This window comes from Microbacterium sp. Kw_RZR3 (assembly GCF_029222405.1).
Lineage (GTDB): Bacteria > Actinomycetota > Actinomycetes > Actinomycetales > Microbacteriaceae > Microbacterium.
The window spans coordinates 1-26,236 of sequence record NZ_JARHXC010000250.1; the positions used below are offsets into that span (position 1 = coordinate 1).

Here is a 26,236-nt window from a genome sequence, read left to right on the forward strand (position 1 = left end):
GGATTTGAACCCCCGTGTCTCCCGAGCCAGTGAGCGGACAGACCGGTGCGCCGCGTCATTACGCGCCATCTGCATCACCAGGGACAGCCTCAACGGTCGCATGATCACGTCAATGGTTGCCATTTCGTTGCCATGACTCAGACCCGCAGAGACATACACGAGCCCTTGGCGCTGTCACCAAAAACAAAGACGCCCCGCTTGAGGCGGGGCGTCGGGCCTGGCTGAGGTGAGGCAACCAGGGGTGGTGACTGCAACTATAGCTACTCACTCTGAACGTACGTCAAGAACCGACATCCCGGGCGTGTCGCGAGTTCTGCGGCGTCCGCTCCAGCTGCTCGTCTATGGTTTCTCCATGAGCCCCCCGATACCCGCAAAGCCTGCCGAGCGACTCATGGTCCACATCGACGGCTTCAATCTGTACCACGGTATGCACGGCGAGTTCGGCCGATCGACACTCTGGCTCGACGTGGTCAAGCTCGCGCAATCGTTTCGCCCGACTCAGCGCCTGGTGGGGGTCAAGTACTTTTCGGCCCCCGTTCTGGACGACTCCGCCGCGCAGGGACGCCAAGCTCACTACATTGACGCCTTGACTGCTCTATACCCGCAACAGTTCACCGCTGTCATGGGTCGCTACCAGAAGAAGACGATCACATGCTTCGGGTGCGGGCGTCAGCACCAGCACTACGAAGAGAAAGAGACGGACGTCAACATTGCGGTGACGCTCGTCGCGGACGCTGCGCGACACGAGATGGACTCCGCAATCCTTGTCAGTGGCGACAGCGATTTGGCCCCGGCAGTAAGCGCCGTGAGCAGCATCGGCGCCCACCTTTTCATCGCGGCCGCGTTCCCCCCGAATCGCGTCTCAAAGCACCTGCGCACTCTTATGCCCGCTTCATTCAACGTCGACCGAAGGCGCATCAAGCGCCTTCAGCTTCCGGACTCCTTCTCCGCGGGCGGACAGACATTCACACGCCCCACGTACTGGCAGTGAATCTCATCGCTCGAGAGGGCGAGAAAGCGAAAAGCGGGCGTCGGCTCACATCACCTCGTCGACAGCGCCGACCCACACCCAGCAGCGGTGCTCGACGTGGCCGGCATGAAGGACGATGCCGACCGCATCCGGCGTCCATCGCGCGACGAGAGCGTCGACACGAACGGGCGTCGACCCGAACCGCACCCAGGCCTTCACCTTTCGTCGCGGCCGAGGGTCGATCGTGAGCGGCACCTGGTCGAGCCGGAGCTCCATCGGCGTGAGCGACTGTAGGGGACCGCTGCGAGAGATCGTCTCAAAGATCTTGTCGCCCATGCGGCGATCGATGGCGTCGGCGTAGCGTCTGTTCGTTCCCACGCGGGTCGGGATGCCCCTTCTCCGGCCGAAAGAATGCCGCTGCGTTCAGTGGCGGCGCTGTGACGATACCCGTCGCTTCCGACATGCGCAGACATGATGCAAGAGGCAACGACGGGAACGCGGACGCCCCCAAGTGGTGAGCCGCCTTTGCGGACCCCATGGCGCAGCCCGCGTGTAACGTTCGGGCATGACAGACAACAACAGCATTCAGCCTCACGAAGAGCTCTACGGCGCGATGAAGTCGCTACCGGGTTGGCACTACGTCCTCGAGAGCGCCCAGGAGTTCGGAGGATCCGGACCCGGTACACGGACCGTGGGCGCCCTCATCTCCTCGGTTCTGCTAGCGGGCGGGGAAGACGTCGTCCCGATCGCGGTGACAGGTCAGGCGGATGCAGAGGCCGGCACCGGCACCCTGTTCGTCTTCTACCCGGGAATCATCGTCGAGGCGACAGGTTCACAGTTGCGCAGCGCCGAGGCGAGTTTCCGCACGAGCGTTCACCCCACCCGTCAGGCGCGAAATCTCCACGTGACTACCAAACACAGCTACTTCAGTGGCACCGATGCGCACCCGCGGACTCGCGGGTTTGGGTTCGGCGTGACGGTTGATCAGCAGGAGATGGAGTTCGAGTCACCGAACTGGGGATACCAGAGAAGTCCGCTCACGACCGATGAGGCGATCTACGCCGCATTCTCGGCGATCCGCGATCAGGTCGCGGAAGTACCTGCCTAGGTCCGCCTCTGGCCGTTCATCGATGTGGAGACGGGCGTGCGAGGTTCGTCGAGCTACAGGCTGAGGTCCGCGGTGTGGTGGTGCACGGGAAAGCCCTGCATTCGCAAACGTTGCGAGTGCCACGGGCGAGCTATAGGCGACATCGTCTCGACGACTTCCTCGGTGATCCCGTGCGCGCGCATCTTGTCCTTGATCGCGACGAAACGAGCGAATCCGTTGACGAAAGACGGCCAGTGCTCACGCGCGGCGCCGGGAAGCATGTAGCAAGTGTCTGCGGAGAACTCGACGAATGCAGTTCCTGCGCGGGTAGCGACGTCTTCGCGGCTCAGGGCGTCAAACTGAAGGACGAACCCCTCACCCATCCTTCCGGGCGTGAGCCAAGAGGCTCTGATGGACTGCACTTGATTGTCGTCAATCATCACGCCCGTAGGCCCGGTTGCCGCGTCTATGAGCGGCTTAAGTACGTTGTCCAGGTCGGCCGCGACATGGGTCTGATATCTGTCGCGCTCGGTGGCAAACCATTCGAGTGTTACCTCTACGTCGTGGGTGAATAGGAAGTCCGCACCCACGGAGAGCGCTGAACCCAGTGCGTTCTTGAGCCCTTGTCGGCGCCCAGCGCCCGCCTGCAAAGAAAGCGGAGCTACGGTCGCCTCTACTCGGACCCAACCGAACTCGCGGTTGCTGGTCACCGTGAAGTCTGAGCTGACAATTGGCGCTCGGCTTAAAGCTGGCACGCTACTCGAGGTCATCCGTCTCAAGGATCCACAGCGGGTAGAACACCCCGGGCTCCCCACCGACAGGCTCGGCTGTGACGGAGCCGGCGGATTCGTAGGCGTCGTCCGGGAGCTGTGAACGCTTGATCAGTTCTCCGTCCGCGTCGTCATCTAGACCGAACTGCAGGTAGACCAGGTCGCCGGGGGAAGCGTTCATGGATCGCATCCTCCCACAGCGGTGACATCGTCGGTCATCCTGCAACCTGAAAGGCGCAGGTTACCGACCCCTTGGTCATCGACGAGGGAACTGCGCCGATCGCGACCAACGGCCGGGCTGGCGTTGCTTGCTGTCGACGCCCTCACCGGCTGAGCTGCGGGGGCTAAGGTCGGCTAATGGAGACAGCATGGTGGAGGGCAGACGGCTGGCCCACGGCCGAAGAGTGGTCTGCACTAGCCAGCGTCCTCACCCTTGCTGTTGCAGCAGTCGCGGCCGTCATCGCGCTTCGTCAGCTTCAGCAGGGTGCTCGCCAGTTGGCTTTATCGGCGCGTGCTGACGAGCGGTCCGCTGACGCCGCGGAATCAGAAGCCCGGCCATACATCACGGTCCGCTTTGACTTCGAGATGATGCCTGCGGGTAACCCACGAGAAGCGAACGGCGAGGGTCTGTTGTTCGTGCTCATCGAGAGCGTCGGTCGCACACCAGCACGGAACATCTCGTTGAGCGTCACTCCGGACTTCGCCTCGAGTACAAGGGGTCGCCCTGCGGACGGCACGGACCCATCGCTGGAAGCGCTGCGCCGCATCTTCTCCGGCGGTCCGACCATCAGCATGCTGTCTACCGGGCAGCAATTGCGCTACCTTCTGGACTTCACTTCAGAGGCCGTCGGCAGCGAAACCCTTCCGCAGCGATACGACGTCCACGCCACGTACAGCGATGCGACGCTGAGAAACACCTACGCGGAAGAACATGTGCTCGACATGGGACCGTGGGCGATGACAATCGCTCGCCCAAAGCCAATCGACACGATCGCCCGGCAACTTCGCAGGATGAACCAGAGGAACGAAGAGGCGTGAGGCGCAGCAAGCTACCTCTCGAGCGCCAAAACGCAAGTGTGGCGGATTGATAAGACCGTAGTGCGGCAGACATGGCCGGCCGCTAGCTTCAGTTCCATGGGTACGCCAGGACCGGGCTGGTACGAGTCCGAGGGACGCCACCGATACTGGGATGGCGCGCGATGGACAGACCGCTACTTCGACGAGGAGCAAACAGCGCCAGAACCACCACCACCCACCGGGGTTCCCTACGACCCCGCGATGGACGCGAAGGCAGCCCCCGACCTACAGCCGAAGAAGAACAACGTCGGGCTGTGGGCCGCATGCGGTGGCTGCATTCTGGTCCCGATTCTCGTCATCGCGCTGTCCTTCGCGTTCTCGAGCGGCAAAGAGAACAAGCCCTATGATCCCAACAACGCTTCTGAGGCAATCGCGCAGTGCGAAGACCTGGTCACGTCACAACTGAAGGCGCCGTCTACCGCGAGTTTTGATTCCGCGGCCGCGCGCAATGGCACGGCCGAGTGGACCGTTACGGGCACCGTTGATGCTCAGAACGGTTTCGGCGCGCAGATCCGGTCTACCTATCAGTGCAGCATGCGCATCAAGGGTGGGAAGATCGAGCGTCGCCTCGACTACTTCGGTTAGTAATCGCGAGCGAAGGATCGGGCGACCGCCGCCACTGCGCTCGACGGGGAGATGAAGAGCAGGGCATGAACGAGATCTTGACGGTGGTCTTCACCGGCATCGGCACGGTGGCCGCCGTCGGCTCTGCGGTCGTGGCTATCTTGCAGGCGCGCGGCGCCCGCGCTAGCAAACGGGACGCCGCGGAAGCGCGCGACGAGGCACGCTCGGCGCGTGACGAGAGTGCGAGGCTAGCCGCGGAGGCGAACACCGCCTTCGTGCGTCAGGCCGAAGCGCAGGAAGAAGCTAATCGCCTCAAGCTTGCCGAAATGGAGCCGAAGGACTGGGTATTCGGCCATGTCGGAGGAATTCGACATCGCGGTACGAACAGTTCCAAGCAGTTGCTTCTCATTGAGAGCTTTGACGTCCAGCCTGACGCGGCCTCGGGGCTCGTGCAGATCCAGTCGAATCACGCCGACGGTCGGTATGAGTACGGAGACTCATTCGATTTCCTCGTGAGCCGGGTCTCTGGTCTGGCGGCAGAGAAGCTCACCATTGTGTACCGGCGCGAAAGTGATTCCGAGGATGATCGCCGAGTCATGCATGTCAGCTTGTAGCTAGGCCCCGGCCGCGGGAATGCGGCGCAGTCGACCCGCGCTGTTGATGCCGAGGGTAGCGACGCTCTCACCCGCGGCAGCGATACCGACCGCGGCGGGGGAAACTCTGACGCCGTCGCCGTCCAACTGAACGACGTTGCCACCGTTCTGCAGGCGGGCATACTGGTCACTCACCTGAACGACGCTGTTGCCCTTCACGAGCTGGATCGTATCGCCGTCTGTGAAGACCTCCGCGCCGTTCGGGAACTTCACGGACCCGCCGTGGTCGGACGGGTCGAGGGTCATCCGGCCGATGTGGATCTTGCCGTCCTCGATGCGCACGTTGCCGGCGACGATCCGGCCGTCGTCTAGCACCTCGAGGTTGCCGGTGAGGTCCAGGTCGCCGGTGATCTCGCCTTCGCCGGTGAATGCCCACGGCCCGGTCCAGATGAGAGTCCCGTCCCCGCGGAGTTGCCCGGTGATCTCGGCGTAACCGGTGACGCTCAGTCCACCGTTCTCGATTCTGATGACACCGCCGCCGTAGACCGTGATGCCACCGCGGCCGATGGCTGCGTGTTGCAGGTCGTTCTTCTGGCTGAGTTCGTCGATCGCTTTCCAGATGGCGCGAAACGCGTTCAGGTCGCCGAGGTTGTCGATGCGGGTCATTGGAAGTCCAATCCGGTGGGGCTGTCGGTCATGTCGCCGGAGACGCCGATGAGGTAGGAGGTTGCGCCGCCCTCGGGTGTGGGTTGCACGAACCGGTCGCCCTGGTGGAACCAGTGCACCGTCGCGCCGGGGATGGCCTTTTCGGGCCAGTCGCCGCCCTTGAGGCCGAATCCCCACTGGTCGGTCATCTCGCGCGATGTCTGCAAGCTTTCCGTCGTGATCGAGTCGAGCCTGTCTTGCTGGTCGATGTTCGAGAACGTGCGCGACGTGTCTAGGAACGGCACGGGCGAACCCTCGGGCATCGGTTGGGCGCTCACGAGACGGCCGGCGCCTGAGCCTTCACCGAGGCCCCACAGGCCGGTGAGCTGCATCGTCGCGTCGCCGATCTCGGTGAAGTTGGTGGCGGGCGACTCGGTCGCGGACACGTTCACGTTGAGTGTGGGGCCGGTCAGGCGGGGTGTGCCGAGACGCAGCTCCCACTCGAGGGTGCCTGCGCCAGTCCAGCGCGGCCGGAAATGGATATCCGGCCCACCGTCCGATTCCTGCACCTCGGAAAGCAGACTCTCCAGGGTGCGGAACTGCCACCGCTCGATCTCGCGCGTCCATTCGCCGGTCTCGTCAGGGGGGAGCGCGACGGGCAGCCGCCACCGGTCCCCGCCGTCGATCAGCGCGTGGAACGCGAACGCTCGAGCGAGGCCACGGTTCGACTTGTTCGCGATCGTCAACGTCGCCCGCGCATCGTACGGACCAACGCCGTACAACATCCGTTTCGTGGCGACCACGCGGAACTCCTTGTGCGACAACACGAGGGTGCTGCTGGACGACGTCCACGTCCGCCGGAGGATGACGCCGGCGTACACGGGAAGGTCGCCCCAGCACACGACAAGGGTCGACGCCCACGGCAGCGACAGGGACCGCCACATGTCCCGCGGGAGCTGCGTGTCTGTGTCGTCGAGGCGGAACGAGTGCTCGCCGTCCCCCACGCCGTTGAGCATGGTCTGCCAGCGACCCGCCTTCGGGAACACCTCACGGCGGCGTTCCCCGGTAACGGTGTTGACGATCCAGAATCGCCACCCCTTTTTCGTGGTCTCAGTGGTGCTCATGCGTGAGCCCTTCTGCCGCGGAATGCCGCGGCGAATCGGGAGATTGATGTTCGAGCGAACTGCCTGTCCCGCTGGGGTGGCATTGTGGAAAAAAGCCGGGGAGAGATATCGGCAATACCCGGAGACCTTTCGTGAAGGGCCTCCCGGGGGCCTCCCCCACCCCCATCGAACGGATGTTCGAATGCTGTCATCGTGCCAGTCATTCGTGTCACCATCCCGCCTGGTCGTCGGAGACGCCGAGTTCGGCGAGGAAGGCTTGCCGGTTGTCGGTGCTGGCCGTGTGTCGGATGGGCTGTCCCTCCTTGCGGGCGACGGGGCCGCGTGGGCGTTGTTCGCCTGCGCGTTCCTGCAGTCGCCGCGCCTGGGCAGTGAGGGTTGCTTCGTCCTCCCCGGTGAGGAGTACCGCATCCTCGCGTGCCAGGTTGTGGTCACTGATGAGACGGGTGATGAGTGCGTCGCGTCGGGTGTCGGTCAGTTCTCGCTCGAGCTGGGCGATGCGCTGTGCTGAGGCGTCTGCGTGCTCGGCTGCTTCCCGTGTGGCCTCGTACTCGGCGGTCTCGGCAGCGAGGCTGTCACGGAGCTGAAGATCGAGGTCGGCTTGCGTGTACGTGCGCGGGCGGGCGACGTTGGCCGGCGTGGGAGTCGAGGTGGTGTCGGTCATCGCACCAGCCATGCGTACGTAGCCGTCCGGTCGAAGGTGTTCTCCTTGCGGGCCACCAGGGTACGGAGCTCGCTGACCGCGTCGGCGAGGTCGGGGTGATCCTGGGTAAATCGGTCGGTGACCTGGCGCCAGTTGGCTTCGAGGCCCCGGCGGAAGATGGCGTGGGCGAGGCTGGTGTCCTTCTGACGGAGAGCGCGGTCGATGACGGGGAGCGCGTCGGCCTGCTTCTCGACGCGGTCGGCGCGGTCCTGCGCGTCGCGGAAGGCGATGATGTCGGTCGAGGTGGAGCCGCTGCGGGACTCGATGCGGACCATGCGTTCGGCGATGCCCTGCTCGATGAGCTGCTCCTCCTGGGTGCGGAGGGCGGCGAGCTGGGAGCGGATGTCGCTGCGGAACTCTTCGCGTTCGGCAGCTTTGCCGGCCTCCGAGAGGTTGGGATCGCTGTCGATGTTGCGGACGTTGGACTGGTACCACTTGCTGAGCTCGTCGGCCTTCCCGCGGAGGGCCTGAATCTTGATGTCGAGGTAGTCGAGGGACATGGTCAGGGTTTCTTCTTCCGGTCGATGTACGTGAGGGCTTCGTCGTTCGGGATCAGCCACGGCCCGTTCTCGTGGGCGTGGACTGCGGGGAGCGTGTGGTCTGCGCAGTGGTTTCGCACTGTGCGTTCCGATACCCCCGCTGCCCGAGCGACCTGTTTTGTGTTCCAGTACTCACGGTCCTCGGTTTCCGCGGTTTGCCGCGGGTCATTTCCGCGCGCGGCATCCTCGAGCAACGTCCCCTTGTAGATGTTCAGCAGCACGTCGTACAGGCGAGGATCGCCGCGGTGCTTCACCCGGAGGTCGCCGAGGCGCGCAGCCTGCCAGAGGATCCGCGCGTCAGCCGGCGTGAGGATGACGACGGGACCGTGCGTGAAGGCGCTCACCGCGGCGCCTCCCCTTCGGTAATCGCCGAGTGCAAGGTGGTGGAGGTCGCGTTTCCAGCGCGACCTAGGTAGGTCAGCAAGGCACTTCCTGCTCGATGAGCTCGCCGTTCTCGTCCACGGAGGTCACCCCCTCGACAGCGGTCGCATTCCGGGTGCGACCGGGTCGACGCTCCCGCAACGACCCGGCCAGAATCCGGCATCCGGTCTCGCTGTGCGGGCGTAGTCGTCGCACAGGGCGAACAGGGGGCATCGGTTGCAGATCATGCGCATGCGCCGCCTGTCGGTCGGCAGGAGGTCCACGCGGTCGGCGATGAACATCTCGTCGCCCTCGCACGCTGGGGGTGTATCTACACCGGCGAGGGTCAGTGCCTCGAGCTTCCGGGCGCTCTCCTGCTCGCGATCGGCGCGGCGGCTCACAGTGCGTGCTCCCGGCGCGCGGCGAGCCAGGCCGGTGAGTAGTCGGCGAGCGTGCCGTCGTCACGGGTTCCGCATCCGCACCAACCGGAGAGCGGGTCAAAGCGGTGACGGTGTCCGGCTGCCGCAGGTCGGAAATCGCTTCCGACCCCTCCGCCGAGATCGGCGTACGTCTCGCTCGTCATGCGCTCTCACCTCCCGGCCGAATGTCGCATCGCATGCACGTGCCGTCGGGGAGAAACCGGTGTTGATCGGACGGGCAGTGTTCGCCGGGTTTGATCGAGATGAGATTCTTCGCGGGGAGGGCGCGGAGCTTGCTCCCGCCCGCCCCCCTTTCTTTCAGGGCAGGAGAGGCCCTGAAAGGGCCTGTCCTGTCCTGTCCTACTACCCCCGTTACGTCACCCGTCTCGTAACCGGTTACCTCACCGGTGTTGTCACCCGTCTCGCCCGACGATCTGACGCCCTCAAATTTCGGAGACGTGTTCCGATCCCTGGAAACGTGCTTCTCGCGCCAGCGAGCCTGCTTTTCGCGGTTACGGGCACGTTGCCGCTCGACCTCCTCCGCGGATGACTGGCCGAGGGCGTCCGACCATCCGAGAAGTTGGTAGCCGGTTGGGGTCTGCTCCCAGAAGCCAGCGGCCTCGAGCTCTTTCAACACGGTCGGCGCGATCGATCCGGGGTACAGGAACCGCAACTCACGGTTAGTGATGGCCCCGTCTGTCCCTTGCTCGTTGGAGTGCATGAGTGCGTTGTGGAGCACGCGGTAGGCGGCGTCCGTCAGCCCGTCGTGGGCGGGGGCGGTGAGCCACTCGCCGCGGAGCCGTGCGTCCGTCATCGCGATCCTTTCGTGATGGTTCCGGGTGCCCGTCGTGCCCTACGGGCACCCGGAGATGGGGTTGTCGTATGGTCAGACGTCGCGATCGCGGAGCTGTTCATCGACGTCAGAAAGACGGCGCAGCACGGTACCTGCGGCGGCGTCGACCTGATCGGCGAGGCCCGTCAGTGCACGGGCAACCGCTCGGGCTGAGGTGGTGCTCATCGAGTGGGTGACGACGTTGCGGGCGTCCATGATGACGATCGGGTCAGGGCATCCGGGCTCACCCTTGTCGAGGGTGACCATGTTCGCCACGTACTCCGGGTTGGCTCGTTCGGCCTCCTCCCGATCCCAGACCTGAGCCAGCGAGAGCAGGCGGACCGCCAGAGCGCGCGCCATTCCCCGGTCGAGGTGGTTGTCGTCGAGCGGCTCGACGTAGATCGCGGAGAACCCTCCTGTCTGGGGGTCTGTGGCGCGGTGGATGTACTCCTCCGCGCTCTCCTGGTCGTACGGGTCCAGCTCGGGGATGGTGATGGTTGTCATGCGTTGTCCTGTTCTCGTGCTTTCGCGATACCGCTGCGGTGGGTGTGGACGGCCTCTACGGCGTCGCGGAGTGTGTCGTCGCTCAGCGCCACATAGACCTGCGTGGTCGCAGGAGAGGCGTGCCCGAGGAGCTTCTGAACGGTGAACGTGTCGCGGGTTCCCTCGTACGCGAGGGTCGCGAAGCGGTGCCTGAGCTGGTGCATCGTCACGCCGTACGGGAGCGCCGCGTTGACGCGTTTGCTCATGTACTGCGGGCTGACGTGCCCGTTAATCCGCCCGGGGAAGATGAAGCCGCTCCCGCGGGCGCGGAGCGCTCGAGCGAGCCGCTCTGGAACGGGGAGGATGCGTTCGCGGGCGCCCTTTCCGAGGACGCGGAGCGAGTACAGGCCGTCCTTCTCGCGGAGGTTGGTGGAATGCAGGCCCGCGACCTCGGCGCATCGAAGACCGAGACCTGATGCCAGCTCGATGGCGAGCCGCGCATCCGGGTCCGCGCCGGCGAGAGCCATCGTCACGTCATCCTCGGCGGCGGGACGGGGAACACCCCGCTTCGTCGGCACCACGGGGAGCTTCTTCGTCGGGTCTTTCTTGGTGCGCTTGGTGTCGCGCGCCCACCCGTAGAACCCGACCAGCGCCGCACGTCGCCCACGTCGCGTTTCTTGAGACCACTTCTTCGCACCGAAGTAGTCCAGGATGACGTCGGTTGTGATGTCCCACGGGCCGAGCCGGGAGTGTTCGCGCGCGAATGACCGGATATCCCTGCCTCGCTTCCGGATGGTCGTCTCCATCCGCCCTGAACCCCGCATTGATCGCTCCCACGCCTGAATGTGGGGCTCCCACGCGGCCGACGCTTGGAGCTGCTTGCACCGCTCGGTCTCGAGCAGCGGGTTCACCAGCACACGCCTCGACTCCGTGGCCCACCGGAAGAAGGCGCGGGCGGAGTCGGTGACGTTGCCGTTGGTCAGCTTCGCCATGTTGCGAGAGAGAACCCAGCGCTCGAAGTCCTCACGGGTGACGTTCTCGATCTCGAGCTCGGTGGACTCGGCGAACAGGCGCATGTGCCGAACCCGACGCTCCACCGTCGCTTCCCCGATGCCCGCGACCTGCTGCGCCGTTGCGAAGTGGTCGATCGCGATCTGCCACCGGTCACCGAGAACCACAGGGCGGCTCACTGCGCACCACCGATCGGCGCGAGCGTCCAGCACTCGGTCCAGTGCATCGTCCCTGCGCAAGATCCGCAGGTGAAGTCACCGTCGCGGTCGATGATCCACTGCACGCGCCCGTCGCACAGGAGCACGACGTCGGCCCATCCACACGAGGGGCACACAGCGGTCACGATCCACGCTGCCGGCCCTTCGTGACCGAAGACCTCCGCGGGGTGGTTTTTCCCTTCGCACCGCGGCGAGAACGGGATGATGTTGCTCTCCTCTTCTTGAAGAGCGTCCTCAGGGGTGACGGTGGACATCAGAAGCTCCCCAACATCGCGGCGTACACGGAACCGGTCGAGAGCCCCGCGTCGACCGCTGCGGCTCGCAGCTCGCCGAGCGTCGCAGCGGCCCCGAGTGCCATCGCCGCAGCCAGCAGACTGACGGCGACTCGCGCCGACCGCTCCGGGGTGAAGCTCGCCTCTTCGGAGTCATCCCCGGTGAGGCACACGCGGGGCACATCCAGCGCTGTCAGCGCTCCGGCGGCGAGCGTGAACCACTGCTCGATCGTGACTTCGCTGATCTGCCGGACGAACACGACGGATTCGACCTCGCCATAGCTGTAGTCGAGGTAGACGCGTTCGGCATCAGCCCACGACGGCCGCGCTGCCGTCACGAGGGCCTCGTTCGAGGCGAGCCACTCGCGCGAAACCTCGCTCTGTGCTTTGATGGGTTTACTCAATTCGGTGCCTCCTATGGCATCTGAGCGCCGGTAGCTGCTCCAACAGCTCCGGCGCTTTCTTCGTGCACGAGAGCCGCTCGCGCCTCGGAGCGGGATGCGAACCCGCCAAACGTGATACCGCAAAGCGTCTTGACGCCCTCGACCACGACCGTGCAGCGAGCTGCATAGCCGTCGCCACGCTCGACCGTGACGACACGGTGCCCCTTCACCGCGGTCACGATGCGGCCGCGGTGCTCGTGCGCTCCGAGGCCTTGAGCCACGCGATGCAATCGCTTTCGCGGTAGACCACAGTGCGCGGCGTCGGCTTGAGGAACTTCGGTCCGCGACCGGTAAAACGCAGTTGCGCCAGGTTGGCCACCGTCATCCCCGGGATGAGCTCCGCCACCTCCTTCGGACTCAGGTACTTCTCCATCCGAACCTCCTTCAATGAGTAACCCTACTTCGGTGTTAATTATGGACACCATAAACGGGTTTGGTGTGGTCACGCAACCCCGATCTCGATTAGGCTGCACGAGTGGCAGCACACGATGAACAGATCGCGCGACGACTGCGAAGCACTCGCGAGAGCCTGGGGGTATCTCAGGAAGCACTTGCCGAGCTAATGAACGTGCGCGGCCACGATTTCCGTCAGCAGACGGTCAACAAGATCGAGAAGAACCAACGCCGCGTGCTGGCTTCCGAGCTGGTCGCTCTCGCAGACTCCCTCGGCATCTCGGTTACGGACCTGCTGGGCCTGGGTTCCGATCGCGCACCGTTACTTGTGTCGGGGGCACGCCTCGAGGAGGCGACTCGCAATCTTCAACACGCATCGCTGGCCTACGCGCGGGCGATGCTCGGCTTCGCACTGGCAGCCGATGCGGCAGGCGATTTGCACGCAAATGACGCGTACTTCGCGACCGAATCCCTAATCCGGCAGACGCCCGGATGGATCGCCACTGCGGATGTCGTAGGGAGCATTGAAGCGACGTTGAAAAACAACCAAACCGACGCACTCGGAGAACATGCGTCAAGCGTTCTACGGGCGCTGAAGGCGGAGCACGAACGCTTCCATCGGGAGAGCGATGGGTAGCGTCTACCCCTACGAGACGGCAAGCGGGAAGAGGCTCTACCGCATCGTCTATCGGCGCCCCGACAACACCCAGACGCAGGAGCGTGGCTTCACCCGCAAGCGGGACGCGGAGATCCGGCTGGCCGAGGTCGAGGTTTCGAAGGCCAAGGGCGACTACGTGAACCCAGCCGACGCGCAGGTCACAGTCGCGGCGATCGCGACGCCGTGGCTCGTCGGCCGCGAGCACGTGATGAAGGCTTCCAGCTACCGGTCCCTCGCGAGCGCCTGGCAGACACATGTCGAACCGAAATGGGGCGCGCGTCGCGTCGGCTCGGTGAAGTACTCCGAGGTGGAGACGTGGGTGGCGGAGCTCACCCGGGACCGGTCAGCGACGACCGTGCTCCGCGCGTACGGGGTGCTCGCGGCCGTGCTCGACGTCGCGGTGAAGGACAAGCGGATCAGCCGGAACGTCGCCCGCGGCGTCACGCTCCCCCGCAAGGTCGCGAAGTCGAAGCCGTACCTCACGCACCGCCAGGTCGCCACCCTCGCCGCGGCTTCCGCCCACCCAACGCTCGTAACCTTTCTGGCCTACACCGGGCTCAGGTGGGGCGAGGCGACCGCGCTACGTGTGCGGCACGTCGACACGCTCCGGCGCCGCGCGAGCGTCGAGGAGAACGCGGTGATGGTCGGAACGGTGATCCATGTCGGTACACCGAAGACGCACGAGACGCGCTCGGTCCCATACCCAGCATTCCTGTCTCTGTCGATCGCGAAGCTCTGCGAGGGCAAGGGCCGTGATGATCTGCTGTTCGGTGACGGTCGACTGCACATGCGCCTGCCGAACAGCCGCGACGGATGGTTCGCGGCCGCGGTGCGGCGCGTGCTCGACGACGAGGAGCGAGCAGCAGCCGAGGCAAAAGCTCGAGGCGAGGATGAGCCGGCGCGGATGCCGCGCGTCACCCCGCACGACCTGCGCCACACGGCCGCGTCGCTTGCTATCAGCTCCGGAGCGAACGTGAAGGCCGTGCAGCGGATGCTTGGACATGCGTCCGCGAGTATGACGCTCGATACGTACGCCGAGCTGTTCGACGACGACCTTGACGCTGTTGCTATTGCGCTCGACGGAGCTCGGCGATCAGCCCTGAAATGAGGAATGCCGTCGCCCACGGGGTGTGAGAGACGGCATCCGAACCCCTGGGTACACGGGGACTTCGAGAGTTGACACTATCTTGGGGACCATGTTGAGTCAAATGGGTCCGGAGTATGCGAGTTCGCTACAGCGACTCATTTCGGCGAAGCGCTACAAGCAGTACACTGCCGTGTTCGGCGGCGATCAGAAGGCGGGCGCCGCCCTGTACCTACTGGACATCGAGGTGCGTGGGGCACTTCTCGAGCTTCTGCACTTCATTGAGTTGCCGCTACGCGACGCCATCCACAGAGACCTGTCCGCGGTCTACTTCAAGCGCTGGTACGAGCGGTCCGACATACTCGACAGCCGGACGACCCGATCATTTGAGAAGGCCAAGGGCGAGCTCGGTAAGTACCTCGGGAAAGAGCCGGACAGGGTCGTCGCCCAAGTGTCCCTCGGGACGTGGACGGCGCTCCTTGAGACGGGCGGACCGATCAAGGATGCCGCCGGCAACTTCGTCGCTGCTTCAGACTACGAGCGCGACTTATGGCACCCGGCACTCGCGGGAACCTTCAGCGGATTGGCCAAGACTCGCGAGGACGCGGAGGTTCTCCTCCGCCGGGTGCGGCGCGCAAGAAACCGCGTAGCACACCACGAATCTGTCGTATTTGGGGTGCATCAGATCGGAGAGCGCGACGGCACGAAGCTTGTTCGCCAGTCCCCCCACTCGATGATCGCCGACGTCCGAGCCCTCATCGCGCACCTCGCCCCAGACATGAAGGCGTGGCTCGACACGTGCAAACATGTCGAAGAGCTCCTCGGGGACCAGCTCGCTGTCGACGCCCTGGCCTACGCGCACCTGAAGCGGAACGCCGCCTGGGTGTAGTCGCTCGTTGCCAAAATGTTGCCACGGACCCCCACGGCCTCATGACGAAGGCCCCGCCTGCCGCGTGATTCCGCGGGAGTCGGGGCCTTCGTGGTGGCGGTGACGGTGGGATTTGAACCCACGGTAGGGGGTTACCCTACACAACTTTTCGAGAGTTGCACCTTCGGCCGCTCGGACACGTCACCGCCGATCAGCTTACGACAGATGAGCGGATGCCGCGAATCCGGCCATCGCTCCGCCCCCGGCGCGGGCGAAACTCCTGAGAAATCGCCCCCGCGAGCCCCCGAGACCCTCCTAGGAGTCGATCCGTACGGAAACTCAGGAGTTCGGCCCGCCCCACCCGTCGCGCCAACCCCACAGACCCGAACCGACCGGTACCCCGACCCCGCGGCATCCGTTCATCCACCGTCGAACGACCGCCCTGGCACCGGTCCCACCCCGCTGCCAGGATCGAGTCATGAGCGTGATCGAGAACTCCAAGCTGACGGTCGTGGGCGCGGGAAGCGTGGGGGCGAGCGTCGCGTACGCCGCTCTCATCCGGGGCTCGGCACGGCACGTGGCGCTGTACGACATCGCCGAGGCGAAGGTCGAGGCCGAGGTGCTCGACCTCGCCCACGGCACGCAGTTCACCGGTTCGAGCGACATCGTGGGCGGTAGCGACGTATCTGTGGCCGAGGGCTCGCACGTCGTCGTCATCACCGCGGGTGCGAAGCAGAATCCCGGACAGACGCGCACCGAGCTCGCCGCGACGAACGCGCGCATCATCCGCGACATGATGCCGAAGCTGCTCGAGGTCGCTCCGAACGCCGTCTACGTGATCGTCACGAACCCGTGCGACGTCCTGACCGTTCTCGCACAGGAGGCGACCGGCCTTCCGACCCGCCGCATCTTCGCGTCCGGCACCGTGCTCGACACCTCGCGCTTGCGCTGGAAGCTCGCGCAGCGCGCGGGCGTCGCCACCTCGAGCGTGCACGCCTGGATCGTCGGCGAGCACGGCGACACCGAGTTCCCGCTCTGGTCCACGGCGACGATCGGATCGATCCCGATCACCGAGTTCGACCTCCCCGACGGCGGGCGCTTCACGAAGGACGAATTGGATGCCATCGCCGTCGACGTCCGCGACGCCGCCTACAAGGTCATCCAGGGCAAGGGCGCCACGAACTACGCGATCGGACTCTCGAGCGCTCGCATCGTCGAGGCGATCCTGCGCGACGAGCACGCGATCCTGCCCGTCAGCACCGTCCTCGAGGACTTCCACGGCATCAGCGGCATGGCCCTGTCGGTCCCCTCGATCGTCAGCGCGAAGGGCGCCGTCCCCCTGACGGGCACCCCGTTCTCCGACCCGGAGCTGGCACTTCTGCGCCGCTCCGCCGACACGCTGACGACCGTCGCCGACTCGCTGCGCGGCTGATCCGCGTCGGTAGCATCGGCGTATGAGCGACATCGAGGATCGTTTCGCCGAAGCCGTCGCCGCGATCGGCGGGGTGCTCAAGCGACACGGGTTCCGCAAGAAGAGATACGTCTGGACGCGCGTCCGCGACGGTGTCGCACACACGATCGACGTGCAGCGCAGCCACGGCAACACCGCCACCGGCGTGCGGTTCTACGTCAACGCGTCGGCATACGTGGCGGAGCTCGACCGCGCGATCGGACGCTCCGTCCCCGACGATCTCACCCGCGCGACAGCGCAGTACTCGACACGGTTCGAGGCCATCAGCGACTGGCCGAGCGATCGTGTCGACGTGGAGCGGGATGCCGATGCCCTCGGCACTGCGCTCCCGGCGGCGATCGAGCAGGTGGTGGCGCACCTCGACGCGATCACCGACGCGCCCTCTCTCGCGCGCACTCTTCTCGACAACGGGTACGTCCTCGATGACGACCTCTTCACCTGGTTCTGCGCGACCGGTCGCACCAACGACGTCCACGCACAGTTCGTGGCGGCCCGCGACCGCTTCGGCGCCGAGGACCGGTGGCCCCGCCTCGCCGCACGGTTCGAAGAGGCAGCCCTGAAGTTCGGCACCCCTCTCCCCTGATCCCGGATGCCGTGCCCCGACGGATCGATGTCGGAGGCCCCGCGTAGCCTGGGCACATGGCATCCCGACGTCCCGCTACCGCCCCTGCTCCGTACCGGTGCACCGAGTGCGGATGGACGACGCTGAAGTGGGTCGGCCGCTGCGGCGAGTGCCAGTCGTGGGGCACGGTCGTCGAGGCCGCCGAGCAGACGGGCATCGTGCGCTCGATCGTGCCGGTGGCGCCGGGCGCCGCGCGAGCGGCGCGGCGCATCACCGAGATCGACACGCAAGACGCCCCGCGTCGCACGAGCGGAGTGGGAGAGTTCGACCGGGTGCTGGGCGGCGGCATCGTCCCCGGCGCGGCGATCCTGCTCAGCGGCGAGCCCGGTGTCGGCAAGTCGACGCTGCTGCTCGAGGTCGCGGCGAAGAGCGCTCACGCCGGGCGTCGCGTGCTGTACGCGAGCGGCGAAGAGTCGGCCGCCCAGGTGCGGCTGCGCGCCGAGCGCACGGGAGCGCTCCACGACGAGTTGTTCCTGGCCTCCGAGACCGACCTCGCCACGATCCTCGGTCACGTCGACCAGGTCGAGCCCGGCCTGCTGATCGTCGACTCGGTGCAGACGATCTCCTCGGCCCACAGCGATGGAGCGGCGGGCCAGCCCGCGCAGGTGCGGGAGGTGGCATCCGCCCTCATCCGTGTCGCGAAGGAGCGCGGACTGCCGATCATCCTGGTCGGCCACGTGACCAAAGACGGTTCGATCGCAGGTCCCCGCATCCTCGAGCACCTCGTCGACGTCGTCTGCCACTTCGAGGGCGACCGGCAGACGTCGCTGCGCTTCGTGCGTGCACTCAAGAACCGCTTCGGACCGACGGACGAGGTCGGCTGCTTCGACATGACCGGCACCGGCATCGCTGAGGTCGCCGATCCGAGCGCGCTCTTCCTCGGGCACGGCGAGCCCGAACCGGGCACGTGCGTGACGATCGCGATGGAGGGCCGACGCGCTTTGCCCGTCGAGATCCAGGCCCTCGCCGTGCGGCAGACCGCGCCGAATCCGCGTCGCATCGTCAACGGCGTCGATTCATCGCGCGTGGCGATGGTCCTGGCGGTGCTCGAGAGCCGGATGGGCCTGAGGCTGTCCGACCGCGACGTCTACGTGTCCACGGTCGGCGGGGTGAGGCTCGTCGAGCCCGCGGCCGACCTCGCGATCGCGATCGCGGTGGCCAACGCCGTGAAGAACCGCAAGGTCTCGAAGCGCCTCGCGGCGATCGGCGAGTTGACGCTGACGGGCGAGATCCGCAACGTGACGCAGGCCGCGCAACGCGCGTCCGAGGCGAAGCGTCTCGGGTATCACACCGTGCTCGACGCCTCCTCGCGCAAGCTCGCGCAGGCCCTCAACGAGCTGCAGGTGCGCGGCATGCCCCGCGACGACAGCGAACCCGGCTTCTGACTCCGCGCACTCGATACGGTCGACCGCCGCTCCGGCCTCGAGGCCTCGGTAGAGCGCGGGTCAGCGCCCGGGAGGGGCGGACCGCCGGCGACGGTGCGGCGACGTCATGCCGAGCACCACGGGGATGACGAGTCCAGCGGCGCACACGGCCGCGGTGATCACGTACTCCATGTCTCCGAGTCTGTCACCCTCGCATCACCCGCGCGAGTCGCGTCATTCACCCGCGACATATCGCTCGCGCGTCCCGCGCTCCCACGTTCGGCAGCCCGATCGAGTGTCCAAAACACCCGGTCGCTTTTCCGAACGGTCCGGGTGTTGTGGACACTCAACAGGGAGAAACCCCGCGGCGACGCTCAGGCGTCGAGCGCGGCGATCAGGTCGGCGGGGCTCGCCTGGATGGGGTGCGGTCCGGCGATGTCGATGAACACCGTCGTGAGCTCCTCCTCATGCATTCCGAGGAAGGTCCGCAGCCACTGGGGCGACTGCAGGGCGACGTGCGGCGGCAGGGTCACGGGCTTGTGCGCCGCGTCGCTGAAGAGCAGAAGAGCGACCTGTCCCGTGTTCGGGTCGCGGTATGTCCAGACCTCGCCCATGTCGAGCGGGTTGTCGGCGTCGCCGGCCCTCATCAGCGGGACGACGGTCGGGCCGTGCCGCAGGGCGAAGGCGATCGCGGCCATGTCCTGCGTCTGAAGTGCGTCGGTCAGCGCGGTGTTCTTGAACTCCACATCGACCTTCTTCCCCTTGCGTTTCTTGCCCGCGGCCATCCTCCGAGCCTATCCGCGCGCCCGCACCCGTGCTCAGCGGAGGAGATACGGCGACCGGAGGACCCATACGTACGCGAGCGTCCTCCCGTCGCCGAATCTCCTCCCCTCGCCACCACAGCTCCGCCCGGCACCGACAGCCACCCCCGCGCTACGCCAGGAACCCGCGCAACAGCGCTTCAGAGCCGGCGAGATGGTCGCGCATCGCCGCGTGGGCGGCATCCGGTCTCCCGGCGAGGATCGCCGACACGATCGCGGCATGCTGCGAGGTGGAATGGTCGATGTTGCGCGGCAGGAGCGGAAACGTGTCGAGCCAGGCGTTGATCTTCGCGCGATTGTCCGCGACGAGGGGAACGAGAGACGGGATGCCGGCGACCTCCGCGATCGTCAGGTGCAGGAGCGTGTCGAGTCGGCGGTAGTCCGCCCCTTCGGCCCGCGCCGCCGCTTCGTGCCGCGCCCAGAGCACGTCGCGCTCGTCCGCCGACAGCGAGCGCGCCGCCGCGGCCCACGCGGCCCCTGGCTCGAGGACGCCACGCAGCGCCACGACGTCGTCGAGCTCTGCCGCGGACACCTCCGCCGGTCCCGAGGGCCGCGGTACCGGATCGACGACGAACGTCCCGCCGTACCGACCGCGCCGCGTCTCGAGCCACCCCGCGTCGGACAGCTCGCGCAGGGCCTCCCGCACCGTGTCACGGCTGACGCCGTACAGCGCGGCGAGCTCGCGCTCCGCGGGCAGCGACTCCCCCGGCGCGACGAGACCCAGGCGAACCGTCTGCACGATGCGCGCGGTCGTGTCCTCGAGCGCGTTCCCGCTGCGCACGGGCCGGTAGACGGCCCGGCGCAGGTCGTCGAGCGGGGCGTCGGTCACCGTCTCAGCCTGTCACGGTCGACGGCTCAGAGCGGCGTGACGTACGCGTTGGTGATCCCGCCGTCGACGACGAAGGCCGTCGCGGTGATGAACGACGCATCGTCGGATGCCAGGAACGCCACGGCCGCGGCCATCTCCTCGGGCTCCGCGAACCGCCCCATCGGCACGTGCACGAGGCGACGCTGCGCACGCTCGGGGTCTTTGGCGAACAGCTCCTGGAGCAGGGGCGTGTTCACCGGCCCCGGGCACAGCGCGTTCACGCGGATCCCCTGGCGGGCGAACTGCACACCCAGCTCGCGCGTCATCGCGAGCACGCCGCCCTTCGAGGCGGTGTACGAGATCTGCGAGGTCGCCGATCCCAGCAGTGCGACGAACGAGGCCGTGTTGATGATCGACCCCTTGCCGGCCGGCACCATGTGTCGCAGCGCCGCGCGCGAGCAGAGATACACGCTCTTGAGGTTCACGTCCTGCACACGGTCCCACGCGGGCAGTTCTGTGGTCTCGATCGAGTCGTCGTCGGCGGGCGAGATACCGGCGTTGTTGAACGCGATGTCGACGCTGCCGAGGTCGGCGGCGACGCCGTCGAAGAGAGCGTCGACGGATGCCTCGTCGGCGACGTTCACCTGCCGGAACACCCCGCCGACCTCCTCGGCCGCGGCGGTACCGGTGGTCTCGTCGAGGTCGGCGATCACGACGCGGGCGCCCTCGGCGGCGAACCGACGGGCGGTGGCGAGGCCGATGCCGCTGGCACCGCCGGTGACGATGGCGACGCGGTCGCCGAGGCGCTGGGTGAGATCGATGGTCATGAGCTGTGGTTCCTTAGGCGTGGGGGTGGAGAGGGATGAGGGGTCACTCGGTGGCGTAGAACACGTTCTTCACCTCGGTGAAGTGCTCGGCGGCATCCGGTCCGAGCTCCCGGCCGAGACCGGAGGCCTTCATGCCGCCGAAGGGCGTCGCGTACCGCACCGACGAGTGCGAGTTCACCGACAGCACGCCGCTGCGCACCCCGCGGGAGACCCGGATGCCACGCCCCAGGCTCTCGGTCCAGATGGACCCCGCGAGACCATAGGCGGTGTCGTTCGCCAGGCGGATGGCATCCGCTTCGTCGTCGAAGGGCATCACGGCGAGCACGGGCCCGAAGACCTCGTCGCGCGCGATGCGGTCGCCGGGCTGGGCGAGCACGACCGCGGGGGCGAACCAGAAGCCGTCGCCCTCCGGCGCGGATCCGCGGAAGGCGACGTCCGTCCCGTCGAGGAAGCTCTGCACGCTGGAGCGGTGGGATGCCGAGATGAGCGGCCCCATCTGCGTGTCCTCGTCGTGCGGGTCGCCGACCTTCCACGCGGCGACGGCGGGCTCGAGCATCTCGAGGAACCGGTCGTAGACGCTCCGCTGCACCAGCAGTCGGCTGCGGGCGCAGCAGTCCTGACCGGCGTTGTCGAACACCGAGCCGGGTACGCCGGCCGCGGCCTTCTCGAGGTCGGCATCCGCGAAGACGATGTTGGCGCTCTTCCCGCCGAGTTCGAGGGTCACGGGCTTGAGCATCCGCGCGCATCCCGCCGCGACCTCGGTGCCGACCTCGGTCGATCCCGTGAAGACGACCTTGTGCACGTCGGGGTGCGACACGAACCGCTGCCCGACGACCGAACCCGAGCCGACCACGACCTGGAAGAGCCCCTCGGGCAGGCCCGCTTCGAGAGCGAGTTCGCCGAGGCGGATCGCGGTCAGGGGCGTCAGCTCCGCCGGTTTGAGCACGACGGCGTTCCCCGCGGCGAGCGCGGGGGCGAAGCCCCACGCGGCGATGGTCATCGGGAAGTTCCACGGCACGATGATCCCGACCACGCCGTACGGCTCGTGGTAGGTCACATCGAGCCCGCCGGCGACCGGGATCTGCGACCCGATCAGGCGTTCCGGGGCGCCGGCATAGTAGTTGAGCACCTGGGCGACGTGTTGCGCCTCCCACCGGGCCGAGCCGATGGGGTGGCCGGAGTTGCGAACCTCCAGCGCCGCGAGCTCCTCGACGTGTGCCTCGACGACCCGAGCGAACGACCGCAGCGCGTCGGCGCGGGCGACGGGGGCGAGCGCCGCCCACGCGCGCTGCGTACGCACGGCCTCGGCGACGGCGGCATCCACCTGATCGATCTCGGCGCGCTCGAGCGTGGTGATCGGCGACCCCGTCGAGGGGTCGATGACGGTGAAGGTGCTCATGCGAGGGCTCCCTGGTGCGCGGAGGAATCGGAAACGGCTGAAGCGGCGGCGGTGCCCGCGCGGGACGCCCGGTAACGCGCGGCGGCAGCGACGAGCCCGAGGAACAGCCGCCGGTCCTCGGCGTTCTCCTCCGGATGCCACTGCACGGCGACGAGGTAGTCGTCGCCCGGCATCTCGACGGCCTGCACGAGCCCGTCGTCGGTCCGCGCGGTCACGTGGAGTCCCTCACCGACGCGGTCGACGCCCTGGTGGTGGTAGCTGTGGACCGTGAGCTCCCCTGCCCCGACGAGGCCGGCGAGCCGGGTTCCGGCATCCACCTCGACGACGTTCTCGGCGAAGACCCCTCCGCCGATCTTGTAGCGCTCGGTGCCGAGGACCTCGGGCAGGTGCTGATGCAGCGTCCCGCCGAGGGCGACGTTGATGAGCTGCAGCCCGCGGCAGATGCCGAAGACCGGGATGCCGCGCTCCCGCGCCCCGGCGAGGAGCGCGAGCTCCCACGCGTCGCGGTCGGCGCGTGCGGGGTCGGTCAGCGGGTGGCGCTCGGCACCGTAGAGCTCGGGCTGCACGTCAAGCCCGCCCGTGAGGATCAGCCCGTCGAGGCCGTCGAGGACCGCCGCGGCAGCCTCGGAGGGCCGGGGCTGCGGCGGCAGCAGCACGGCGGATGCACCCGACGCGGTCACGGAGTCGAAGTACTGCTGCGGCAGGAACGCCGCGCGCACATCCCACACGCCCTGCTTCGCGCGCTCCAGATAGGTCGTGAGCCCGACGACGGGGGTCCGGGCCGGATCAGAGACGTTCGAAACCACGCACGCGCTCCCAGTCGGTCACGGCGGCGTCGAAGGCTTCGACCTCGATGCGCGCCTGGTTGAGGTAATGCTCGACGACCTCGTCGCCGAAAGCGGCGCGCGCGATCGTGGACTCCGAGAAGAGCCGCGCGGCCTCCCGCAGGGTCGTCGGCAGCGTGTCGACACCGGAGGTGTAAGCGTTGCCCGTCAGCGGCGCGGGGAGCGGGAGCTCGTTCTCGATGCCGTACAGTCCTCCGGCGATGATCGCGGAGATCGCGAGGTACGGGTTGACGTCCCCGCCCGGCACGCGGTTCTCGACGCGGAGCGACGAGCCGTGTCCGACGACGCGCAGTGCGCACGTGCGGTTGTCGACGCCCCACGCGATGCCGGTCGGCGCGAACGAGCCGAGGGCGAAGCGCTTGTACGAGTTGACCGTGGGGGCGTACAGCAGGGTGAACTCGCGGAGGGTGGCCAGGATGCCGGCGATCCAGTGCTCCATGAGGGGGCTGAAGCCGTGCTCCCCCTCGCCCGCCATGACGGCGGCACCGTCATCACCGCGGACGGACAGGTGGATGTGGCAGCTGTTGCCCTCGCGCTCGTTGAACTTCGCCATGAATGTCAGCGACTTGCCGTGCCGGTCGGCGATCTCTTTCGCGCCGTTCTTGTAGATCGTGTGATTGTCGGCGGTCTCGAGGGCCTCGGCGTAGCGGAAGGCGATCTCCTGCTGACCGAAGTTGCACTCTCCCTTCACGCCCTCGCAGTACATGCCCGCGCCGTCCATCCCGACGCGGATGTCGCGCAGGAGGGGCTCGAGGCGCGTGGTGGCCAGCAGGTTGTAGTCGACGTTGTAGTCGGTGGAGGCCCGGAGCCCCGTGTAGCCCTTCGCCCACGCCTCGCGGAACGAGTCGTCGAAGACGATGAACTCGAGCTCCGTGCCCGCGTAGGCGGTCAGCCCCCGCTCGGCCAGTCGAGCGCGCTGGGCGTTCAGGATGCCACGCGGCGACTGCGCCACGTGCTCACGGTCCTCCCACGCGAGGTCGGCCATGACCAGGGCTGTCCCGGGCTGCCACGGGACACGGCGGAGCGTCTCGAGATCGGGGACGAGCAGCATGTCGCCGTATCCCTTGTCCCAGCTCGACATCGCGTACCCGTCGACGGTGTTGAGGTCGACGTCGACCGAGAGCAGGTAGTTGCAGGCCTCCGCTCCGTGCGGCAGCACCTCGTCGCGCCAGAACCGCGCGGCGACCCGCTTGCCGACGAGGCGACCCTGCGCGTCGGGGAACGCCACGATGACCGTGTCGATCTCGCCGCTGTCGATCGCGGCATCCAATTCTGCGGTGGTGAGATTGCCCGCCATGGTTTCCCTCTCGCGTGCTCGTCGTCCTCGCGTGCGGAGGACGTAACGAGGAACTTACACGCCAAAGGTAGACAGGTCGACCAATAGAAGGCCATGATTTCCCGCAAGGCGAGCCCGCCGCCTGCCCGCATCCTTCTGGAGGTCACATGTCCACCTCGAGCAGTTCCCGCAAAAAGGTCGCCGGAGCCACCTATACGGCAACGGATTCCTCGTACTTCGAGAAACGCACCCTCAAACGTTCGGCCGGGGTGTGGGGCCTGTGGGGCCTCGCCGTCGCCGCCGTCATCTCGGGCGACTTCTCGGGCTGGAACTTCGGCATCGGCTTCGCCGGCTTCGGCGGCATGCTCATCGCCTTCGTGATCCTCGTCATCATGTACTACGGCCTGACCTTCTCGATCGGCGAGATGGCGGCCGCGATGCCGCACACGGGCGGCGCCTACTCGTTCGCGCGCTCGGCGATGGGGCCGTGGGGCGGCCTCGCGACGGGCCTCGCCGAGACGATCGAGTACGTCGCGACCACCGCCGTCGTCGTGTACTTCTCGGGGCAGTACGCCGACTCCGCCCTCGAACTGCTGACCGGGGTGAGCCTGCCGGCGTTCGTCTGGTGGATCATCCTCTACGCGCTCTTCATCGCCCTGAACGCCGCGGGTGCCAACATCTCGTTCGGCTTCGCGATCGTGGTGTCGATCATCTCGATCGGCATCATCGTCGTGTTCGGCGTGATGGCGCTGGCATCCGGTGCCTTCGACTGGGGCTCGCTGTGGAACCAGACACCCGACCCCGGCAACACTGAGTTCCTTCCCTTTGGAGTCGGCTCGATCCTGCTCGCCCTCCCGTTTGCGATGTGGTTCTTCCTCGGCATCGAAGAGCTGCCCCTCGCCGCGGAGGAGTCGCACAACCCGGCTCGCGACATCCCCCGCGCCGGCCTGTGGGCACGCGGCACGCTGATCGTGACGGGTCTCATCGTGCTGTTCCTCAACACCGGCGTGCTCGGGGCGGACGCGACGGGCGAATCGGTCGAGCCGCTCCTCGACGGCTTCCGCGCGATGGTCGGCGACCAGGCGGCTGCTGTGCTGTCGCTCCTCGCGCTGATCGGCCTGCTGGCATCCCTCATGGGCATCATGTTCGCCTACGGCCGCAACATGTACTCGCTCTCGCGCGCCGGGTACTACCCGCGCTGGCTCTCGCTCACCGGCGCCCGTAAGACGCCCTGGGTCGCGCTGGTGTTCGGCGCCGTCCTGGGCTTCCTCGCCCTCGTGATCGTGCAGGCGGCTGGCGGCGACGCCAGCCCCGCCGGCGCGATCGTGCTGAACATCGCGGTGTGGGGAGCGGTGCTCGCGTACTTCCTGCAGATGGTCTCGTTCATCGTGCTCCGCAAGAAGTTCCCGAACGCCGTCCGCCCCTACAAGAGCCCGTGGGGGCTGTTCGGGGCCTACTCGGCGGCGATCATCGCCGCGGTCGTGTTCTTCGGCCTCCTGCTGAACCCGGCGTACCTGCTCGCGATCGTCGCGATCATCGTGGTCTACGCCGTGATCTTCATCGCCTTCGCGATCTACGGCCGGCACCGCCTCGTCCTCTCCCCCGAGGAGGAGTACGCCCTCTCGGGTGGCCTACACGGCGACCCGCAGAAGGAGGGCTACGACGCCATGGAGGGCGAGGTCTTCGGCGAAAA

General features: G+C 66.9%; 34 protein-coding genes and 1 tRNA gene. 12 read left to right on the forward strand and 23 right to left on the reverse strand.

Annotation, left to right across the window (positions count from 1 at the left end):
* Positions 1–391 precede the first annotated feature (391 nt).
* A complete protein-coding gene (locus tag P2P98_RS13990; RefSeq protein ID WP_275800686.1) occupies positions 392–991 on the forward strand; it encodes an NYN domain-containing protein in 600 nt (199 codons plus the stop codon).
* A 45-nt stretch (positions 992–1,036) separates the two neighbouring features.
* Here the strand turns inward: P2P98_RS13990 and P2P98_RS13995 are convergent, their stop codons facing one another.
* Positions 1,037–1,348, reverse strand: coding sequence for a hypothetical protein (locus P2P98_RS13995; protein ID WP_275800688.1), 312 nt, complete (start codon positions 1,346–1,348; stop codon positions 1,037–1,039).
* A gap of 187 nt (positions 1,349–1,535) precedes the next feature.
* Here P2P98_RS13995 and P2P98_RS14000 point away from each other — a divergent pair, with 187 nt between their 5' ends.
* Complete coding sequence (locus P2P98_RS14000; RefSeq protein WP_275800689.1) at positions 1,536–2,078, forward strand: hypothetical protein; 543 nt, start codon at positions 1,536–1,538, stop codon at positions 2,076–2,078.
* Between the two features lie 53 nt (positions 2,079–2,131).
* Here P2P98_RS14000 and P2P98_RS14005 read toward each other — a convergent pair whose 3' ends face one another.
* Positions 2,132–2,767: a RusA family crossover junction endodeoxyribonuclease gene (locus P2P98_RS14005; protein ID WP_275800690.1), complete on the reverse strand. Its 636-nt coding sequence runs from the start codon at positions 2,765–2,767 to the stop codon at positions 2,132–2,134.
* A gap of 46 nt (positions 2,768–2,813) precedes the next feature.
* Positions 2,814–3,008, reverse strand: coding sequence for a hypothetical protein (locus P2P98_RS14010; RefSeq protein ID WP_275800692.1), 195 nt, complete (start codon positions 3,006–3,008; stop codon positions 2,814–2,816).
* A 176-nt stretch (positions 3,009–3,184) separates the two neighbouring features.
* On the opposite strand from P2P98_RS14010, the gene P2P98_RS14015 reads away from it, so the two are divergent.
* The 3 genes from P2P98_RS14015 to P2P98_RS14025 all read left to right on the forward strand — a co-directional run bounded on the left by P2P98_RS14015 (position 3,185) and on the right by P2P98_RS14025 (position 5,082).
* Positions 3,185–3,865: a hypothetical protein gene (locus P2P98_RS14015; protein ID WP_275800694.1), complete on the forward strand. Its 681-nt coding sequence runs from the start codon at positions 3,185–3,187 to the stop codon at positions 3,863–3,865.
* Positions 3,866–4,105: 240 nt separating this feature from the next.
* Complete coding sequence (locus P2P98_RS14020) at positions 4,106–4,489, forward strand: hypothetical protein (RefSeq protein ID WP_275800696.1); 384 nt, start codon at positions 4,106–4,108, stop codon at positions 4,487–4,489.
* Between the two features lie 65 nt (positions 4,490–4,554).
* Positions 4,555–5,082 carry a hypothetical protein gene (locus P2P98_RS14025; RefSeq protein ID WP_275800697.1) on the forward strand — a complete coding sequence of 176 codons (528 nt, stop codon included), beginning with the start codon at positions 4,555–4,557 and terminating at the stop codon, positions 5,080–5,082.
* Here P2P98_RS14025 and P2P98_RS14030 read toward each other — a convergent pair whose 3' ends face one another.
* The 13 genes from P2P98_RS14030 to P2P98_RS14090 all read right to left on the reverse strand — a co-directional run bounded on the left by P2P98_RS14030 (position 5,083) and on the right by P2P98_RS14090 (position 12,480).
* Positions 5,083–5,727: a hypothetical protein gene (locus P2P98_RS14030; protein ID WP_275800699.1), complete on the reverse strand. Its 645-nt coding sequence runs from the start codon at positions 5,725–5,727 to the stop codon at positions 5,083–5,085.
* Positions 5,724–6,830: a hypothetical protein gene (locus P2P98_RS14035; RefSeq protein ID WP_275800700.1), complete on the reverse strand. Its 1,107-nt coding sequence runs from the start codon at positions 6,828–6,830 to the stop codon at positions 5,724–5,726. Before P2P98_RS14035 ends, P2P98_RS14030 begins: the two co-directional genes overlap by 4 nt.
* 208 nt (positions 6,831–7,038) lie before the next feature.
* Entirely contained in the window at positions 7,039–7,491 is a 453-nt protein-coding gene (locus tag P2P98_RS14040) for a hypothetical protein (protein ID WP_275800701.1), read from the reverse strand.
* Positions 7,488–8,030, reverse strand: a complete 543-nt coding sequence (locus P2P98_RS14045; protein ID WP_275800703.1) for a hypothetical protein — start codon at positions 8,028–8,030, stop codon at positions 7,488–7,490. Before P2P98_RS14045 ends, P2P98_RS14040 begins: the two co-directional genes overlap by 4 nt.
* Positions 8,031–8,032: 2 nt before the next feature.
* Complete coding sequence (locus tag P2P98_RS14050) at positions 8,033–8,413, reverse strand: helix-turn-helix domain-containing protein (RefSeq protein ID WP_275800705.1); 381 nt, start codon at positions 8,411–8,413, stop codon at positions 8,033–8,035.
* Between the two features lie 123 nt (positions 8,414–8,536).
* Entirely contained in the window at positions 8,537–8,830 is a 294-nt protein-coding gene (locus tag P2P98_RS14055; protein ID WP_275800707.1) for a hypothetical protein, read from the reverse strand.
* Positions 8,827–9,012 carry a hypothetical protein gene (locus tag P2P98_RS14060; RefSeq protein ID WP_275800708.1) on the reverse strand — a complete coding sequence of 62 codons (186 nt, stop codon included), beginning with the start codon at positions 9,010–9,012 and terminating at the stop codon, positions 8,827–8,829. Before P2P98_RS14060 ends, P2P98_RS14055 begins: the two co-directional genes overlap by 4 nt.
* Complete coding sequence (locus P2P98_RS14065; RefSeq protein WP_275800711.1) at positions 9,009–9,662, reverse strand: hypothetical protein; 654 nt, start codon at positions 9,660–9,662, stop codon at positions 9,009–9,011. Before P2P98_RS14065 ends, P2P98_RS14060 begins: the two co-directional genes overlap by 4 nt.
* Before the next feature lie 72 nt (positions 9,663–9,734).
* The gene (locus P2P98_RS14070) at positions 9,735–10,184 is read right to left on the reverse strand and encodes a hypothetical protein (RefSeq protein ID WP_275800713.1); all 450 of its coding nucleotides are present in this window, start codon (positions 10,182–10,184) and stop codon (positions 9,735–9,737) included.
* Entirely contained in the window at positions 10,181–11,353 is a 1,173-nt protein-coding gene (locus P2P98_RS14075) for a tyrosine-type recombinase/integrase (protein WP_275800715.1), read from the reverse strand. The genes P2P98_RS14070 and P2P98_RS14075 overlap by 4 nt, the downstream gene beginning before the upstream one ends.
* Positions 11,350–11,646, reverse strand: a complete 297-nt coding sequence (locus P2P98_RS14080) for a hypothetical protein (protein ID WP_275800717.1) — start codon at positions 11,644–11,646, stop codon at positions 11,350–11,352. Before P2P98_RS14080 ends, P2P98_RS14075 begins: the two co-directional genes overlap by 4 nt.
* Positions 11,646–12,068, reverse strand: coding sequence for a hypothetical protein (locus P2P98_RS14085; protein WP_275800719.1), 423 nt, complete (start codon positions 12,066–12,068; stop codon positions 11,646–11,648). Before P2P98_RS14085 ends, P2P98_RS14080 begins: the two co-directional genes overlap by 1 nt.
* A 214-nt stretch (positions 12,069–12,282) precedes the next feature.
* On the reverse strand, positions 12,283–12,480 hold the full coding sequence (locus P2P98_RS14090; protein WP_275800720.1) for a hypothetical protein: 198 nt from the start codon (positions 12,478–12,480) through the stop codon (positions 12,283–12,285).
* 102 nt (positions 12,481–12,582) lie between these two features.
* Between P2P98_RS14090 and P2P98_RS14095 the strand changes: the two genes are divergently transcribed.
* The 3 genes from P2P98_RS14095 (at position 12,583) to P2P98_RS14105 (ending at position 15,131) form a co-directional block, all read left to right on the forward strand.
* Positions 12,583–13,137 (forward strand): helix-turn-helix transcriptional regulator, encoded by a 555-nt coding sequence (locus P2P98_RS14095; protein ID WP_275800722.1) that lies wholly within the window; start codon positions 12,583–12,585, stop codon positions 13,135–13,137.
* The gene (locus P2P98_RS14100; protein WP_275800724.1) at positions 13,130–14,266 is read left to right on the forward strand and encodes a site-specific integrase; all 1,137 of its coding nucleotides are present in this window, start codon (positions 13,130–13,132) and stop codon (positions 14,264–14,266) included. The genes P2P98_RS14095 and P2P98_RS14100 overlap by 8 nt, the downstream gene beginning before the upstream one ends.
* Positions 14,267–14,354: 88 nt before the next feature.
* A complete protein-coding gene (locus P2P98_RS14105; protein ID WP_275800726.1) occupies positions 14,355–15,131 on the forward strand; it encodes a hypothetical protein in 777 nt (258 codons plus the stop codon).
* Between the two features lie 94 nt (positions 15,132–15,225).
* Here the strand turns inward: P2P98_RS14105 and P2P98_RS14110 are convergent.
* Positions 15,226–15,316: transfer RNA gene (locus P2P98_RS14110), tRNA-Ser, on the reverse strand.
* Between the two features lie 272 nt (positions 15,317–15,588).
* On the opposite strand from P2P98_RS14110, the gene P2P98_RS14115 reads away from it, so the two are divergent.
* From P2P98_RS14115 to radA, 3 genes are read left to right on the forward strand one after another with little or no spacing between them, the layout of a single operon-like run.
* The gene (locus P2P98_RS14115; RefSeq protein WP_275800728.1) at positions 15,589–16,542 is read left to right on the forward strand and encodes an L-lactate dehydrogenase; all 954 of its coding nucleotides are present in this window, start codon (positions 15,589–15,591) and stop codon (positions 16,540–16,542) included.
* 22 nt (positions 16,543–16,564) lie between these two features.
* Positions 16,565–17,164, forward strand: coding sequence for a DUF4304 domain-containing protein (locus P2P98_RS14120; RefSeq protein WP_275800730.1), 600 nt, complete (start codon positions 16,565–16,567; stop codon positions 17,162–17,164).
* A 56-nt stretch (positions 17,165–17,220) separates the two neighbouring features.
* Positions 17,221–18,588 carry a DNA repair protein RadA gene (gene radA / locus P2P98_RS14125; RefSeq protein WP_275800732.1) on the forward strand — a complete coding sequence of 456 codons (1,368 nt, stop codon included), beginning with the start codon at positions 17,221–17,223 and terminating at the stop codon, positions 18,586–18,588.
* A 353-nt stretch (positions 18,589–18,941) separates the two neighbouring features.
* On the opposite strand, the gene P2P98_RS14130 is transcribed toward radA, so the two are convergent.
* The 6 genes from P2P98_RS14130 to P2P98_RS14155 all read right to left on the reverse strand — a co-directional run bounded on the left by P2P98_RS14130 (position 18,942) and on the right by P2P98_RS14155 (position 24,564).
* Complete coding sequence (locus P2P98_RS14130) at positions 18,942–19,352, reverse strand: dehydrogenase (protein ID WP_275800734.1); 411 nt, start codon at positions 19,350–19,352, stop codon at positions 18,942–18,944.
* A 148-nt stretch (positions 19,353–19,500) separates the two neighbouring features.
* Positions 19,501–20,217: a GntR family transcriptional regulator gene (locus P2P98_RS14135; RefSeq protein ID WP_275800736.1), complete on the reverse strand. Its 717-nt coding sequence runs from the start codon at positions 20,215–20,217 to the stop codon at positions 19,501–19,503.
* A 26-nt stretch (positions 20,218–20,243) separates the two neighbouring features.
* Positions 20,244–21,023: a 3-oxoacyl-ACP reductase gene (locus P2P98_RS14140; RefSeq protein WP_275800738.1), complete on the reverse strand. Its 780-nt coding sequence runs from the start codon at positions 21,021–21,023 to the stop codon at positions 20,244–20,246.
* Between the two features lie 43 nt (positions 21,024–21,066).
* A complete protein-coding gene (locus P2P98_RS14145; RefSeq protein ID WP_275800740.1) occupies positions 21,067–22,422 on the reverse strand; it encodes an aldehyde dehydrogenase family protein in 1,356 nt (451 codons plus the stop codon).
* Complete coding sequence (locus tag P2P98_RS14150) at positions 22,419–23,228, reverse strand: gamma-glutamyl-gamma-aminobutyrate hydrolase family protein (RefSeq protein WP_275800742.1); 810 nt, start codon at positions 23,226–23,228, stop codon at positions 22,419–22,421. The genes P2P98_RS14145 and P2P98_RS14150 overlap by 4 nt, the downstream gene beginning before the upstream one ends.
* Positions 23,209–24,564 carry a glutamine synthetase family protein gene (locus P2P98_RS14155; protein ID WP_275800743.1) on the reverse strand — a complete coding sequence of 452 codons (1,356 nt, stop codon included), beginning with the start codon at positions 24,562–24,564 and terminating at the stop codon, positions 23,209–23,211. The genes P2P98_RS14150 and P2P98_RS14155 overlap by 20 nt, the downstream gene beginning before the upstream one ends.
* Positions 24,565–24,710: 146 nt before the next feature.
* On the opposite strand from P2P98_RS14155, the gene P2P98_RS14160 reads away from it, so the two are divergent.
* The coding region (locus P2P98_RS14160) for an amino acid permease (RefSeq protein ID WP_275800745.1) at positions 24,711–26,236 on the forward strand (1,526 nt) is incomplete at its 3' end.

Bases quoted from the DNA above. Each gene is read 5' to 3' on its own strand.
- P2P98_RS14145 (WP_275800740.1), bottom strand. From the start codon at position 22,422: ATGAGCACCTTCACCGTCATCGACCCCTCGACGGGGTCGCCGATCACC.
- P2P98_RS14130 (WP_275800734.1), bottom strand. From the start codon at position 19,352: ATGGCCGCGGGCAAGAAACGCAAGGGGAAGAAGGTCGATGTGGAGTTC.
- P2P98_RS14155 (WP_275800743.1), bottom strand. From the start codon at position 24,564: ATGGCGGGCAATCTCACCACCGCAGAATTGGATGCCGCGATCGACAGC.
- P2P98_RS14010 (WP_275800692.1), bottom strand. From the start codon at position 3,008: ATGAACGCTTCCCCCGGCGACCTGGTCTACCTGCAGTTCGGTCTAGAT.
- P2P98_RS14020 (WP_275800696.1), top strand. From the start codon at position 4,106: ATGGACGCGAAGGCAGCCCCCGACCTACAGCCGAAGAAGAACAACGTC.
- P2P98_RS14100 (WP_275800724.1), top strand. From the start codon at position 13,130: ATGGGTAGCGTCTACCCCTACGAGACGGCAAGCGGGAAGAGGCTCTAC.
- P2P98_RS13990 (WP_275800686.1), top strand. From the start codon at position 392: ATGGTCCACATCGACGGCTTCAATCTGTACCACGGTATGCACGGCGAG.
- P2P98_RS14105 (WP_275800726.1), top strand. From the start codon at position 14,355: ATGTTGAGTCAAATGGGTCCGGAGTATGCGAGTTCGCTACAGCGACTC.
- P2P98_RS14120 (WP_275800730.1), top strand. From the start codon at position 16,565: ATGAGCGACATCGAGGATCGTTTCGCCGAAGCCGTCGCCGCGATCGGC.
- P2P98_RS14045 (WP_275800703.1), bottom strand. From the start codon at position 8,030: ATGTCCCTCGACTACCTCGACATCAAGATTCAGGCCCTCCGCGGGAAG.
- P2P98_RS14015 (WP_275800694.1), top strand. From the start codon at position 3,185: ATGGAGACAGCATGGTGGAGGGCAGACGGCTGGCCCACGGCCGAAGAG.
- P2P98_RS14115 (WP_275800728.1), top strand. From the start codon at position 15,589: ATGAGCGTGATCGAGAACTCCAAGCTGACGGTCGTGGGCGCGGGAAGC.
- P2P98_RS14030 (WP_275800699.1), bottom strand. From the start codon at position 5,727: ATGACCCGCATCGACAACCTCGGCGACCTGAACGCGTTTCGCGCCATC.
- P2P98_RS14035 (WP_275800700.1), bottom strand. From the start codon at position 6,830: ATGAGCACCACTGAGACCACGAAAAAGGGGTGGCGATTCTGGATCGTC.
- P2P98_RS14070 (WP_275800713.1), bottom strand. From the start codon at position 10,184: ATGACAACCATCACCATCCCCGAGCTGGACCCGTACGACCAGGAGAGC.
- P2P98_RS14090 (WP_275800720.1), bottom strand. From the start codon at position 12,480: ATGGAGAAGTACCTGAGTCCGAAGGAGGTGGCGGAGCTCATCCCGGGG.
- P2P98_RS14025 (WP_275800697.1), top strand. From the start codon at position 4,555: ATGAACGAGATCTTGACGGTGGTCTTCACCGGCATCGGCACGGTGGCC.
- P2P98_RS14140 (WP_275800738.1), bottom strand. From the start codon at position 21,023: ATGACCATCGATCTCACCCAGCGCCTCGGCGACCGCGTCGCCATCGTC.
- P2P98_RS14065 (WP_275800711.1), bottom strand. From the start codon at position 9,662: ATGACGGACGCACGGCTCCGCGGCGAGTGGCTCACCGCCCCCGCCCAC.
- P2P98_RS14080 (WP_275800717.1), bottom strand. From the start codon at position 11,646: ATGTCCACCGTCACCCCTGAGGACGCTCTTCAAGAAGAGGAGAGCAAC.
- P2P98_RS14040 (WP_275800701.1), bottom strand. From the start codon at position 7,491: ATGACCGACACCACCTCGACTCCCACGCCGGCCAACGTCGCCCGCCCG.
- radA (WP_275800732.1), top strand. From the start codon at position 17,221: ATGGCATCCCGACGTCCCGCTACCGCCCCTGCTCCGTACCGGTGCACC.
- P2P98_RS14000 (WP_275800689.1), top strand. From the start codon at position 1,536: ATGACAGACAACAACAGCATTCAGCCTCACGAAGAGCTCTACGGCGCG.
- P2P98_RS14060 (WP_275800708.1), bottom strand. From the start codon at position 9,012: ATGACGAGCGAGACGTACGCCGATCTCGGCGGAGGGGTCGGAAGCGAT.